General features: G+C 66.5%; 12 protein-coding genes. 8 read left to right on the forward strand and 4 right to left on the reverse strand.

Features of this window, described 5'->3' with window-relative positions; translation table 11 throughout:
- Positions 1–51: 51 nt before the first annotated feature.
- Genes purT through EEB18_RS05580 form a run of 3 tightly spaced genes read left to right on the forward strand, consistent with a single transcriptional unit; the run spans position 52 to position 4,584 of the window.
- Entirely contained in the window at positions 52–1,230 is a 1,179-nt protein-coding gene (gene purT / locus EEB18_RS05570) for a formate-dependent phosphoribosylglycinamide formyltransferase (protein WP_187141587.1), read from the forward strand.
- A gap of 28 nt (positions 1,231–1,258) precedes the next feature.
- Positions 1,259–4,075 carry a DNA polymerase I gene (gene polA, locus EEB18_RS05575; RefSeq protein WP_187141588.1) on the forward strand — a complete coding sequence of 939 codons (2,817 nt, stop codon included), beginning with the start codon at positions 1,259–1,261 and terminating at the stop codon, positions 4,073–4,075.
- Between the two features lie 2 nt (positions 4,076–4,077).
- Entirely contained in the window at positions 4,078–4,584 is a 507-nt protein-coding gene (locus tag EEB18_RS05580; protein WP_187141642.1) for a hypothetical protein, read from the forward strand.
- A gap of 4 nt (positions 4,585–4,588) precedes the next feature.
- Here EEB18_RS05580 and EEB18_RS05585 read toward each other — a convergent pair whose 3' ends face one another.
- Complete coding sequence (locus EEB18_RS05585) at positions 4,589–5,221, reverse strand: DUF805 domain-containing protein (RefSeq protein ID WP_187141589.1); 633 nt, start codon at positions 5,219–5,221, stop codon at positions 4,589–4,591.
- A 187-nt stretch (positions 5,222–5,408) separates the two neighbouring features.
- Between EEB18_RS05585 and EEB18_RS05590 the strand changes: the two genes are divergently transcribed.
- Both EEB18_RS05590 and EEB18_RS05595 read left to right on the forward strand, forming a co-directional pair.
- Entirely contained in the window at positions 5,409–6,086 is a 678-nt protein-coding gene (locus EEB18_RS05590; RefSeq protein WP_056342988.1) for a CDP-alcohol phosphatidyltransferase family protein, read from the forward strand.
- Between the two features lie 67 nt (positions 6,087–6,153).
- Positions 6,154–7,395: a hypothetical protein gene (locus tag EEB18_RS05595; RefSeq protein ID WP_187141590.1), complete on the forward strand. Its 1,242-nt coding sequence runs from the start codon at positions 6,154–6,156 to the stop codon at positions 7,393–7,395.
- Here EEB18_RS05595 and EEB18_RS05600 read toward each other — a convergent pair.
- Complete coding sequence (locus EEB18_RS05600; protein WP_187141591.1) at positions 7,392–8,282, reverse strand: prephenate dehydratase; 891 nt, start codon at positions 8,280–8,282, stop codon at positions 7,392–7,394. The genes EEB18_RS05595 and EEB18_RS05600 overlap by 4 nt on opposite strands.
- 168 nt (positions 8,283–8,450) lie before the next feature.
- Between EEB18_RS05600 and EEB18_RS05605 the strand changes: the two genes are divergently transcribed.
- On the forward strand, positions 8,451–9,104 hold the full coding sequence (locus tag EEB18_RS05605) for a c-type cytochrome (protein ID WP_187141643.1): 654 nt from the start codon (positions 8,451–8,453) through the stop codon (positions 9,102–9,104).
- The gene (locus EEB18_RS05610; RefSeq protein WP_187141592.1) at positions 9,104–9,541 is read left to right on the forward strand and encodes a c-type cytochrome; all 438 of its coding nucleotides are present in this window, start codon (positions 9,104–9,106) and stop codon (positions 9,539–9,541) included. The genes EEB18_RS05605 and EEB18_RS05610 overlap by 1 nt, the downstream gene beginning before the upstream one ends.
- Positions 9,542–9,585: 44 nt before the next feature.
- Here the strand turns inward: EEB18_RS05610 and EEB18_RS05615 are convergent, their stop codons facing one another.
- Both EEB18_RS05615 and EEB18_RS05620 read right to left on the reverse strand, forming a co-directional pair.
- Positions 9,586–10,458 carry an LOG family protein gene (locus EEB18_RS05615; protein ID WP_187141593.1) on the reverse strand — a complete coding sequence of 291 codons (873 nt, stop codon included), beginning with the start codon at positions 10,456–10,458 and terminating at the stop codon, positions 9,586–9,588.
- A gap of 49 nt (positions 10,459–10,507) precedes the next feature.
- Positions 10,508–11,209: an extensin family protein gene (locus tag EEB18_RS05620; RefSeq protein WP_187141594.1), complete on the reverse strand. Its 702-nt coding sequence runs from the start codon at positions 11,207–11,209 to the stop codon at positions 10,508–10,510.
- A 171-nt stretch (positions 11,210–11,380) separates the two neighbouring features.
- Between EEB18_RS05620 and EEB18_RS05625 the strand changes: the two genes are divergently transcribed.
- On the forward strand, positions 11,381–12,508 hold the full coding sequence (locus EEB18_RS05625) for a phosphoserine transaminase (RefSeq protein WP_187141595.1): 1,128 nt from the start codon (positions 11,381–11,383) through the stop codon (positions 12,506–12,508).
- The last annotated feature ends 14 nt before the right edge of the window (positions 12,509–12,522 follow it).

The raw sequence follows: 12,522 nt of genomic DNA on the forward strand, positions 1-12,522 counted from the left end.
CGCCGCGTGCATTATTAGAGCGCGAACATCCCCTTTTCTTCGGAGCGCGCCATGACCCCCACCGCCACCATATTGCTGCTCGGCTCGGGCGAGCTCGGGCGTGAATTCGTAATTTCGGCGAAGCGCCTCGGATGCCGCGTGATTGCCTGCGACAGCTATGCCGGCGCGCCCGCGATGCAGGTCGCGGATGCGTTCGAAGTCTTCTCGATGCTCGACGGCGACGCGCTGCGCGCGACGATCGAAAAGCATCGCCCCGACCATATCGTGCCCGAGGTCGAAGCGATCCGCACCGAAATCCTCGCCGAGGTCGAGGCCGAAGGGTTCCATGTCGTCCCCAGCGCGCGCGCCGCGCAGCTGACGATGAACCGCGACGCGATCCGCGATCTTGCCGCGAGCGAGTTGAAGCTCACCACCTCGACCTTCGAATATGCGACCACCCGCGAGGAACTGGCCGCCGCCGCGAACCGCATCGGCTTCCCGCTCGTGGTCAAGCCGGTGATGTCGTCATCGGGCAAGGGCCAAAGCACCGTCAAGACGGCCGCCGACATCGATGCCGCCTGGGACTATGCCGCCGCGGGCATGCGCGGCGACCGGCTGCGCGTGATCGCCGAAGCGTTCATCGACTTCGATTATGAAATCACGCTGTTGACGGTGCGCCACAAGGATGGCGTGACCTTCTGCCCGCCGATCGGCCACCGCCAGGAACGCGGCGACTATCGCGAAAGCTGGCAGCCCGCGGCGATGTCGGCCGCCGCGTTGCAATCGGCGCAGGACATGGCGACCAAGGTCGTCGATGCGCTGGGCGGCCACGGCATTTTCGGGGTCGAGTTTTTCGTCAAGGGCGACGCGGTGATCTTCTCCGAACTCTCGCCCCGCCCGCACGACACCGGCATGGTGACCCTGATCTCGCAGCGGCTGACGCAATTCGACCTCCACGCCCGCGCCATCCTCGGCCTGCCGATCCCCGCGATCGCGGTGTCCGATGCCAGCGCCAGCGCGGTATTGCTGGCCGATCGCGACGCGAGCGATTTCGCGATCACCGGCCTCGCCGAAGCACTGGCCCAGCCCGACGCCGAAACGTCGGTCGACGCCCGCATTTTCGGCAAGCCCGTCACCCGCCCCTGGCGCCGCATGGGCGTTGCGCTCGCAAAGGTCGCGGGCGGCACGACCGACGAGGCGCGGGCCGCGGCGGTTGCCGCTGCCGCAAAGCTCGTCATCGACTATCGCTAGGGCGCATTGTCGCTGCTACATCCGCGCCATGTCGGAAAAGAATCATCTCTATCTGGTCGATGGCTCCAGCTACATCTTCCGCGCCTATCACCGCCTGCCGCCGCTGACGAACCCGCAAGGGACGCCGGTCGGCGCGGTCTATGGCTATACGACGATGCTGTGGAAGCTGGCGAAGGACCTGCACGACGCCGACGGGCCGACGCATCTGGCGGTGATCCTCGACCACTCGAGCAAGTCGTTCCGTAACGACATCTACGACCAGTATAAGGCGAACCGGCCCGAGCCGCCCGAGGACCTGCGCCCGCAATTTCCGCTGATCCGCGACGCGACGCGCGCCTTCTCGCTGCCGTGTATCGAGCTTGAGGGTTTCGAAGCCGACGACCTGATCGCGAGCTATACCGAGGCGGCGGTCGCCGCTGGCTGGGACGTCACGATCGTCTCCTCCGACAAGGATCTGATGCAGCTGATCCGCGAACCGGCGGGCGACGCGCCGCAGGTCGACATGCTCGACACGATGAAGAATGTCCGCCTCGGCCTCGACGCGGTGAACGAGAAATTCGGCGTCACCCCCGACCTCGTCGGCGACGTGCTCGCGCTGATGGGCGACGCGGTCGACAATGTCCCCGGCGTGCGCGGGGTCGGGCCGAAGACCGCGACCAAGCTGATCGTCGAATATGGCGACCTCGAAAAGGCGCTCGCGGGTGCCGAGACGATGAAGCCGTCGAAACTGCGCGACAATCTGATCGAGCATGCCGATATGGCGCGGCTGTCGCGTATCCTCGTCGAGCTGAAGCGCGACACGCCGATGCCCGACACGCTCGACCAGCTCAAGCTCGGCGCGATCCCGCCCGAACCCTTGAAGCTCTTCCTCGACGAACATGGTTTCCGCTCGCTGTCGGCGAAGCTCGATCTCGGCGCGACCCCCGGTGGCCCGCCGACGCTGCCGCGCACCGGCGCGGCCCCCGCGCCGGTTCCCGCTGGCGCACCCTCGACCCCGACCCTGCCCCCGATGCCGGCGATCGACCGCTCGCTTTACGAGACGGTGACGACGATCGAGGCGCTCGACCGCTGGATCGCAATGGCCAAAGCGGCGCATGTCGTCGCGGTCGACACCGAAACCGCGAGCCTCGACAGCGTCACGGGCACCCTTGTCGGGGTCAGCCTGTCGACCGGTGCCGGCAAGGCCTGTTACATCCCGCTCGGCCATGGCGGCACCGACATGTTCGCCGAAAAGCCCGACCAGATTCCGCTGGCCGAAGCGCTCGATCGCCTGCGCCCGCTGTTCGCCGACGATGCAGTGCTCAAGGTCGGCCATAACCTGAAATATGACATCGGTGTGCTCGCGCAGCACGACATCGTGATCGCGCCCTATGACGACACGCTGGTGATGAGCTTCGCGCTCGACGCGGGCAAGCACCAGCACGGGCTCGACGAGCTGGCGAAGCTCCACCTCGATCACATCTGCCTCACCTTCAAGGAGATGTGCGGGACCGGCAAGTCGCAGATCAGCTTTGCCGAAGTCCAGCTCGACCGCGCGACCGAATATGCCGCCGAAGACGCCGAGGTCGCATGGCGCCTGTGGAAGCTGCTCAAGGTCCGCCTGCCGCTCGAAGGCGGCACCCGCGTTTACGAAATGGTCGACCGCCCGCTCGCCGCGATCGTCGAGGCGATGGAACGCGCCGGGATCATGGTCAATCGCGACTATCTGGCGAAGCTGTCGGGCGAGTTCGCGACCGAAATGCTGCGCATCGAGGGCGAAATCCACACCCTCGCGGGCCAGCCCTTCGCCATCGGCAGCCCCAAGCAGCTCGGCGAAATATTGTTCGACAAGCTCGGCCTCAAGGGCGGACGCAAGGGCAAGTCGGGCGACTGGTCGACCGACCAGAACGAGCTCGAACGGCTCGAACGCGACGGCGTGCCGATCGCGCGCAAGATATTGGAATGGCGCCAGCTCGCCAAGCTGAAGTCCACCTACACCGACGCCTTGCAGCAGCAGATCAACGCGAAGACCGGACGCGTCCACACCAGTTACAGCCTCGTCGGTGCGCAGACCGGGCGATTGTCTTCGACCGACCCGAACCTTCAGAACATTCCGATCCGCACCGAGACCGGGCGCCAGATCCGCGACGCCTTCATCGCCGCGCCGGGTCATGTCCTGATCGCGGCCGACTATAGCCAGATCGAACTGCGCCTCGCCGCGCATATGGCCGATGTGCCCGAACTGAAGGAAGCCTTTGCGCAGGGGCAGGACATCCACGCCGCGACCGCGATCGAGCTGTTCGGCGAAAGCAACCGCGACACGCGCGGCAAGGCCAAGACGGTCAATTTCTCGATCCTCTACGGCATTTCGCGCTGGGGCCTCGCAGGGCGGCTTGAGGTCACGCCCGACGAGGCGCAAGCGCTGATCGCGCGCTATTTCGAGCGTTTCCCGGGGATCAGCGATTATATCACCGACACGCTGGAGAGCGTCCGCGCCAAGGGCTATACCGAGACGCTGTTCGGGCGAAAGACCTGGTTCCCGCGGATCAAGGCGGCAAGCCAGAACGAGCGCGCGGGCAGCGAGCGCGCCGCGATCAACGCGCCGATCCAGGGCACCAGCGCCGACCTGATCAAGCGCGCGATGGCGCGCATGCCCGCCGCGCTCGCCGAGGCCGGCCTGTCCGACGTAAAAATGCTCCTACAGGTCCATGACGAACTCGTCTTCGAAGCGCCCGAGGACAAGGCCGCCGCGGCGGGCGACGTCATCCGCAGCGTGATGATGGGCGCCGCCGAACCGGCGCTGACGCTTTCGGTCCCGCTGGAGGTCGAAATCGGCACCGGCAAGAGCTGGGGCGAAGCGCATTGACGATGCTCGCGCTGGCGGCTGCGTTGCTGCTTCAGGATGGTGCGGCGGTGGTGGTCCCGCCGCCGGTTGTGGAAACCGCACCGCGGCCCGCCGCCATCCCCACGATCGCCGATGAGGACATGCGCCTGTTCGCCGCGCTCAACGGCCGCAAGGTCGCGGGGCGCCCGGTCGGTGGCCCCTATCCGACCGCCGACAAGATTCTGCTGCTCAACCGCGACCGCAATGGCCATCCCGACATCGGCGGCAGCCTCGCGATGCCGGTGCGCCAGTCGCTGCCCGCGCCGCCCGCCGGGACGATCGCGGTCGTCCGGCTGCACCAGCGCTCCGAAACCGTCGTCCCCGGCCCGACCGCCGACGACCTCGCCTTCGTCGCGGCGAACAGGATTCCGCTGTTCGTGATCGGCGAATGGGCGCGCCCCGCGCCGATGTGGGAGGTCGCCTGGCAGGGCGACGCGGTGCGCTACCGCGTGATCGGCGACGTCGGCGAAATCGGTCCCTGGCAGGATTGACGCCTCAGGGCTGCGGCCCGAAGCGGTTGGGACCCGGCGTCCCGGCGCGCAACAATTCGATCACCAGCACGAGCATCGCGAGGCCGGCAACGATCGCCGCCCAGCTCGCCCCGGACGCCTCGGGCTGCATCTTCGCGATCAGCCCGAAAATGTCGCTCGGCTGTTGCGGGCCGCTTTGCGCGGCCAGTTCCGCCGACAGTTTCGGCATCATGCCCAGGATATGCTCGGTCCGGCGCGCCTGATCGATGCCCGTCACCACCGCCGCAAGCGGCAGGATCAACGCGAACAGCCCGCTGCGCCCCCGGTCGTGCAGGCGGCGCGCGGTCGCCGTCAGCAACAGCAGCGTGGCCACCGCATGCATCGCCACCGCGATGTAGATCGACGCGATCATGCCCTCGAACATCTCGGTCATCATCTTCAGATTGGCCGCCCTGGCATCATAATCGGGCTGCATCGCGCCCTGCAGGTCGATCGACGGAAAGGTGAGCACGACCTGCGCGATCATCTGGACCGCGACCAGCGGCGCAAGGACGATAGCGAAATAGATCCAGAACTGGACCCGGTCGTCGCGCCCGCGGGGATCGATCGTCCCCGCCACCCCGCGCCGCACGATCCTCCCGATTGAAATATCGGCCATTTGTCTCCCCCTTCGGCTTTCCGGATAGCCGTTCGGCGACGGCGCGCCAAGCATATGCCGCGTCCATCCGCCCCGCCGCGGAGCCGGGCTGCGTGGTCGCGCCCTTTCCCCCCTGCGAAATTGCGCCTATGACGCCCGCGTGACGTCTGGCTGACACAGATGTGACAGCCCCCGACGAAAGGCCGACATGAGCAGCATTCCCCCGCAGGCGGCGACCCCTCCGGTCCGCATCCAGCAGAATATCCTCGCGCGCGGCGAACGCCGCCTGCTCAACTGGATCTGCCCGCGCCTTCCCGGCTGGGTCACCCCCGACCAGCTGACGACCTTGGGCTTCCTCGGCGCAGTGATGGTCGCGATGGGTTATATGCTGAGCTGGCTCGGCCCGGCGTGGCTCTCGCTGTCGGTGGCCGGCTATGTCGTCCACTGGTTCGGGGATTCGCTCGACGGCAGCCTCGCGCGCTGGCGCCGGATCGAACGCCCCTCTTATGGCTATTTCGTTGACCATAGCGTCGACGGCCTCGCCATTTTCCTGATGGTCGGCAGCATCGGACTCAGCCCCTATATGCGCTTTGACGTCGCACTGATCGCGGTAATCGGATATCTGCTGCTGGCGATCCACAGCTTCCTCGCCGCCAAGGTCGTCGGCGAATTCCGCCTCTCCTACATGGCGGGCGGTCCCACCGAACTGCGGCTGATGCTGATCGCGATGACCGGGTTGATGCCGATCGTCGGCGGCGCCGATGTCTGGCACACCAATTTCTCGCCCTTCGATCTTTTCGGGCTCACCATCTCCAGCATCCTCGTCACCCTGTTCGTGACGCAAAGCTTCGCCACCGCGCGCCAGCTGGCCCACCGCCGCGACTAAACCCGCCTGCCTTTTCGCTTGATTGTATTGTCATAATAATACAGCTAGCCGAAAAGAGGAGGGCGACATGAATCTCTGGAAAACCGCCTTGGCCGCCGCATGGATCGCGGCGCTTCCGTTCACGGCCGCCGCCGCCGATCCTGCCGCATCCGCGCCCGAGCCGATCGAAATCCTGCCGATCGCCTTTTCCGCCGAGGGCCTGTCGGGTCCCGGCGGCGATCGGCTGCGCGCCGAACTCGCCGGCGTCCAGTTCATCGCGCTCGGCGAGGATCATGGCTTTGCGGGGTCGCCCGAACTCGGCATGGCGCTGGCGCATGACGTCGCCGCGCTGCCCGGCGCGGCGCCGCTCTATCACGCGGTCGAGGTCGGCCCGGTCACCACCCGCTGGGCCGGGCAGACGCTGCGCGACGGCGGACCCGACGCACTCGGCAAATCGCTCGCCGGACGGCCCTTTGCCATGCCCTTCCTGTCGAACGTCGAGGATGCGAAACTCGCCGCGCCCTTTGCCGCCAGCGACGGGTTGTGGGGCATCGACCAGGAATTCGTCGGATCGCCGACGATCCTGCTCGACCTGCTCGCCGAGCGCGCAAAGGACAAGGCGACGAAGGATTTGCTCGCGGAATGGCGCGACAGGGACAAGACCGCGCTCGGCGCCGGCCGGTTCGACGCGATCATGCTCCAGACGACCACCCCCGCCGGTTTCGCCGACCTCAGGTCGCGCTTCGCCGGCGATGTCGAGGCGCTCGCGATCGTCGACGCGCTCGCGAACAGCGCCGCGATCTACCAGCTCAACGACAGCGGACGCTATCTGGAGAATAACGAGGTCCGCGCCGCCTTGATGCGCGGCTATTTCCTGCGCGCCTGGCGCGGCGCGGCGCCGAACGCACCGACGGTGCTGTTCAAGATGGGCGCCTATCATATGGGACGCGGCACGACGCCGACGTCGATCTATGATATCGGATCGCTACTGCCCGGCCTCGCCGCCGCGAATGGCAAGACGTCGCTTCACATCGCCTATGTGCCGCTGGCGGGGATGGTTCGCACCGTCAAGCCGTCGCCCACCGCCTTCACTGCGGTCGTGCCTTATGAAGATGAGGCGATCGGTCCGATCCTCGACGCCGCGGGCATCGCCCGCGACAGCCTGCCCGCGACGGGCCATGTCCTGATCCCGCTCGCGCCGCTGCGCCACAAACTGCAGGGCAAGGCGCTGCGCGAATTGCCAAGTTTTCCGCGGTTCATGCTGCTCGGTTACGACTATCTGGTCACGACGCGCGATGCGAAACCCGCGACGCATTTCGAGGCGCGTTAGGTGCGCGCGCGCGCCTGACGATAGATCCCGAGCAGGCGCAGCGTCTTGGTCTGGAAATCGAGTTCTTCGAGCGCGCGATCGATGCGTTCCTCGCCCGGCGCCCCGACGATGTCGGCATAAAAGGTCGTCGCGGTGAAACTGCCCCCGACCTGATAGCTTTCGAGCTTGGTCATGTTGACGCCGTTGGTCGCGAAGCCGCCAAGCGCCTTGTAGAGCGCGGCGGGAATGTTGCGGACTTCGAAGATGAAGGTCGTCATCAGCGGGACGTCCTGCGGCAGTTCGGTCAGCGGTTCGCGCGCCAGCACGACGAAACGCGTCATATTGTGGTCGGCGTCCTCGATCCCGGTCTCGTGCAGCTTGAGCCCGTAGAGGTCGGCAGCGTGCGGCGGTGCCAGCGCGGCGAGCCCGACCTCGTCGCTGTCCGCGACCCACGCCGCGGCGCCCGCGGTATCGCTGTGCGCCACCGGGTCGATGCCGTTGCCGCGCAGCCATTTGCGGCACTGCCCCAGCGCCTGTTCATGGCTCATCGCGCGCGTCAACGGGCCGAGGTCGCGACTCATCAGACCGTATCGGATGCGCAGGAAATGCTCGCCGACGATCGACAGGCCGGATTCGGGGAGCAGGAAATGGATGTCGGCGACGCGGCCGTGCAGACTGTTTTCGATCGGGATGATCGCGCGGTCGACGCGCCCGTCGCGCACCGCCTCGATCGCATCCTCGAACGAATAGCAGGGCAAGGGAAGCGAATTCGGGTCATATTCGCGCGCCGCGAGGTCGCTGTTGGCGCCCGGCGCGCCCTGAAACGCAAGGCCACGCGCCGGTTCGGCGAGTGCCGCCGCTTTCATTTCGTCGACCAATGCCTGCGCCGATGCCGAATAACTGCCCATATGTGCCTTCCCGCGTGGAGGCCGCGCGCATAGCGGCGCGGGCCTTTTCGCGCAACCGGCGTGAAGAGCCTTTCATCCCCTTGCGCCGCCGTGCGCGCACCAGTAAGGGAGCGTCCAAATCAGATATGAGCGTCCATGGGCGGGCGCCAGCGAACGGGGCTGCAAAGCATGGACAATCGCAACAATACCATCGCCGGCTGGGTGCTCTTTGCGGGCATTTGCGCGCTTGGTCTGACCATCGGGTCGGGCATGGTGTTCGCCGACCATCATCCTGAAAAGGAAGGCTATCCGATCGAGGACGCCGAAGGCGGTGCCGGCGGCGGCGAATCGGCCGTCCCGCTTCCCAACCTGCTCGCCGCGGCGGATGTCGCGAAGGGCGAGGCGGTGTTCGCGAAATGCGCCGCATGCCACACGATCAATGCGGGCGGCGCCAACGGCGTCGGCCCGAACCTCCATGCGGTGGTGGGCGACGAAATCGGCCACGGCCGGGGCGGCTTCGCTTTCTCCGACGCGCTCAAGAGCCACGGCGGCACCTGGACCTTCGAGAATATGGACCATTGGCTCGCCAGCCCGCGCAAGTTCGCGAGCGGCACCAAGATGTCGTTCGCCGGCCTGTCGAGCGCCGAAGATCGCGCGAACCTGATCGTCTATCTGAACGCCCAGGGTTCGAACGTTCCGCTGCCCGCCGCCGAAGCCGCTCCGGCAGCTGACGCCGCTGCGGCCCCGGCCGAAGGCGCGGCGGCACCCGCCGCCGACAAGGGCGCCGCTGCACCGGCGGCAGGCGCCGCGGCCGCTCCCGCCCCGGCCGAAGCCAAGAAGTAATGCGCCTCGCGCCCGTCGTGCTGGCGGGCGCGCTCGTGCTTGCGGGCGCGCTGGCGGGTTGCGGGAAAGGCGACAAGCCGGCCGCAGAAACCCCGGACGCGCCGTCCGCCCCCCCCGAAGCGACGGTCGAACCGACCGCGGCGATGGGCGAACAGATCTTCAAGCGCTGCGTCGCGTGCCACACGATCGACAAGGGCGGCAACAACGCCATCGGGCCCAATCTGCACGGCGTCGTCGGCCGCGCGGTCGCCTCGCACGCCGGTTTCAGCTATTCGTCCGCGATGAAGGCGAAAGGCGGCATCTGGGACGACGCGGCGCTCGATCTTTATCTCAAACAGCCGATGATGGCGGTGCCCGGAACGCGCATGGCGTTCGCGGGCATTCCCGACGATGCCGATCGCAAGGCGTTGATCCTGTATCTGGACGCGCAGAAATAGGCGGCTGGCGGCCCCCGCCTTCGCGGGGGCGACGAAAGGGCGGCCTATTCCGCCGCCACCTTTGCATAGAAATCCTGGATGATCGCCCACGCCTCGTCGGCGGTCTCGACGAAGTGGAACAGCGACAGGTCGCGCGCGCTGATGACGCCTTCCTCGACCAGGGCGTCGAAATTGACGACGCGGGTCCAGAATTCCTGGCTGAAGAGGACGATCGGGATCGGCTTGATCTTGCCGGTCTGGATCAGCGTCAACAGCTCGAACGTCTCGTCGAATGTCCCGAAACCGCCCGGAAACACGCACACCGCGCGCGCGCGGAGCAGGAAGTGCATCTTGCGCAGCGCAAAATAGTGGAACTGGAAACTCAGCCCCGGGGTGACGTAGCGGTTCGGCGCCTGCTCGTGCGGCAGCACGATGTTGAGCCCGACCGATTCCTTGCCTTCGTCGTCGGCGCCGCGATTCGCCGCCTCCATGATCGACGGCCCGCCGCCCGAGCAAACAACGAAGTTGCGGCAGCCATTCTTGTCGGGTGGCACCTGGCTGGCGATGCGTGCCAGTTTGCGCGCCTCCTCATAATATTTCGCCTTGGCGGCAAGCCGCTCGGCGATCCGCTTTTCCTCGGGCGTCCGCGCCGCGTCGAGCACCGCCTGGGCATTGTCGGGCGACGGGATGCGCGCCGACCCATAGATGACGAGCATCGATTCGATTTTCGCCGCGTCGAGCATCAGTTCGGGTTTCAGCAGTTCGAGCTGAAAGCGTACCGGACGCAAATCCTCGCGCAGCAGGAATTCGGTGTCCTGGAACGCCAACCGATAGGCGGGGTCCTGGGTCTGGGGAGTCGATACCGCCTGCTTGGCGAACTGCGCGTCGTCCTTGGCCTTGTGGAAACGCGAACGATGGGGCTGTTTGTCTTCTGTCATGGGCGGACGGCTAGCCGTTTCCACCGCGAAAGCCAAGTGCAGGGGCGCCCTAGCGGCAGTATCCGGCGCCGCTCATATCCATGTGGAAATGGTTATAATGGGCGGCGTTATAATCCGGGCTGAGCACCGTGCCGAAGCGCCGGCACGCCGATTTGTGCAGCGCGCGGAGGAAGTCCTGCGACGGTTTGTCGCCCGTCCACCCGCCGTCGAGCATGATCCGCCGCCCGTCGGCGAGCACGAAGCCCGACACGTCGACCGCGTTCGAATAGGCATGCTGCGACAGCCGGCCCGAACGGCCGCCATAGATGTTGCGGCAGCTGTAGGTGCCGAAGGTCTCGATCTTGACGACCTCCTGCCCGAAATATTTCCGCGCCGCGGGCTTTACCGCATATTGCGCCCACGCCGCGAAATTGCGCGCCAAGGGACAGGTCATCGCGCCGAGGTTCGTCGTCGGGGTGCCGATGTCGAGCAGCTTGACCGCGTCGATCGAACTGCACCCGCCGCCATGATCCTGATTGGGCAGCGGGGTGAATTTCACCCCAGCCTGCTTCAGGTCGACCGCGCATTGCTGCGCCTCGGGGCTGTTGAACGACGGTGCCGAAGTCATCTGCGGGCGTTTTGGGGTGCTGGCCGAAGAGCCTTTCGCATCGCTGCGCTTCATCACGTCGGGGCTGCCGAAACACGCCGAAAGCGACAGGGCCGCGATCGTCGCCATCAGGATATGGGGCCGGAGAAGCGGGAATTTCGCCATGGCGTCAATTTACCGACACCATGGTTAACAAGTCTTAAAGCACGGCATCGGCTCGTCGATAATTTCGCCCGGGCGGCGCAATTTGTTTGACAGTTACGCGGCGCTCCCTAAACGCGGCGCCGGGCCACGCGGTCCCAACGCCGCGCGAGCTCTCTGCAAGGAGAGACTAACATGACTGAAGTGCCGACACCCGAATTGCGCCCTGCGCGCCCGTTTTTCTCCTCCGGACCCTGCGCCAAACCGCCGGTCTGGTCCCCCGAAAAACTCAACACCGAATCGCTGGGCCGCTCGCATCGTGCCAAGATCGGCAAGACGCGTCTCCAATATTGCATCGACCTGATGCGCGAGATGCTGCAGCTGCCTGACACGCACCGCATCGGTATCGTCCCCGGCTCCGACACCGGCGCCTTTGAAATGGCGATGTGGACGATGCTTGGGCAGCGCCCTGTGACAACGCTCGCTTGGGAGAGCTTCGGCGAGGGCTGGGTCACCGATGCCGCAAAGCAGCTCAAGCTCGACCCCACCGTCATCCGTGCCGATTACGGCCAGCTTCCCGACCTGACGCAGGTCGACTGGTCGAACGACGTTCTCTTCACCTGGAACGGCACCACCAGCGGCGTCCGCGTCCCGAACGGCGACTGGATCGCCGCCGACCGCGAAGGACTGAGCTTCGCCGACGCGACCAGCGCGGTGTTCGCCTACGACCTGCCGTGGGACAAGATCGACGTCGCGACCTTCAGCTGGCAGAAAGTGCTCGGCGGCGAAGGTGGCCATGGCGTGCTGATCCTCGGCCCGCGCGCGGTCGAACGCCTCGAGAATTACACCCCGGCCTGGCCGCTGCCGAAGGTCTTCCGCCTCGTCAGCAAGGGCGCGCTCGCCGAGGGCGTGTTCAAGGGCGAGACGATCAACACCCCGTCGATGCTCGCGGTCGAAGACGCGATCTTCGCGCTCGAATGGGCGAAATCGCTCGGCGGTCTCGACGGGCTGAAGGCGCGCAGCGATGCGAACGCCGCGGCGCTCGACAAGATCGTCGAAGAGCGCGAGTGGCTGAGCCACCTCGCCGCCGATCCCGCCAGCCGATCGAAGACCTCGGTCTGCCTGTCGGTCGCCGGCGCCGACGAGGGCTTCATCAAGAAGTTCGCGGGGCTGCTCGATGCCGAAGGCGCCGCCTATGACATCGCGGGCTATCGCGACGCGCCGCCGGGGCTTCGCATCTGGTGCGGCGCAACCGTCGACACCGCCGATATCGAAGCGCTCGGGCCGTGGCTCGACTGGGCCTACGCCAGCCTTTCGGCCTGACCTTTGTGTTCCCC

The sequence above is a fragment of the Sphingopyxis sp. OPL5 genome (genome assembly GCF_003797775.2).
In the GTDB taxonomy this organism is placed as follows: Bacteria; Pseudomonadota; Alphaproteobacteria; order Sphingomonadales; family Sphingomonadaceae; genus Sphingopyxis.

Bases quoted from the DNA above. Each gene is read 5' to 3' on its own strand.
- purT (WP_187141587.1), top strand. From the start codon at position 52: ATGACCCCCACCGCCACCATATTGCTGCTCGGCTCGGGCGAGCTCGGG.
- polA (WP_187141588.1), top strand. From the start codon at position 1,259: ATGTCGGAAAAGAATCATCTCTATCTGGTCGATGGCTCCAGCTACATC.
- EEB18_RS05580 (WP_187141642.1), top strand. From the start codon at position 4,078: ATGCTCGCGCTGGCGGCTGCGTTGCTGCTTCAGGATGGTGCGGCGGTG.
- EEB18_RS05585 (WP_187141589.1), bottom strand. From the start codon at position 5,221: ATGGCCGATATTTCAATCGGGAGGATCGTGCGGCGCGGGGTGGCGGGG.
- EEB18_RS05590 (WP_056342988.1), top strand. From the start codon at position 5,409: ATGAGCAGCATTCCCCCGCAGGCGGCGACCCCTCCGGTCCGCATCCAG.
- EEB18_RS05595 (WP_187141590.1), top strand. From the start codon at position 6,154: ATGAATCTCTGGAAAACCGCCTTGGCCGCCGCATGGATCGCGGCGCTT.
- EEB18_RS05600 (WP_187141591.1), bottom strand. From the start codon at position 8,282: ATGGGCAGTTATTCGGCATCGGCGCAGGCATTGGTCGACGAAATGAAA.
- EEB18_RS05605 (WP_187141643.1), top strand. From the start codon at position 8,451: ATGGACAATCGCAACAATACCATCGCCGGCTGGGTGCTCTTTGCGGGC.
- EEB18_RS05610 (WP_187141592.1), top strand. From the start codon at position 9,104: ATGCGCCTCGCGCCCGTCGTGCTGGCGGGCGCGCTCGTGCTTGCGGGC.
- EEB18_RS05615 (WP_187141593.1), bottom strand. From the start codon at position 10,458: ATGACAGAAGACAAACAGCCCCATCGTTCGCGTTTCCACAAGGCCAAG.
- EEB18_RS05620 (WP_187141594.1), bottom strand. From the start codon at position 11,209: ATGGCGAAATTCCCGCTTCTCCGGCCCCATATCCTGATGGCGACGATC.
- EEB18_RS05625 (WP_187141595.1), top strand. From the start codon at position 11,381: ATGACTGAAGTGCCGACACCCGAATTGCGCCCTGCGCGCCCGTTTTTC.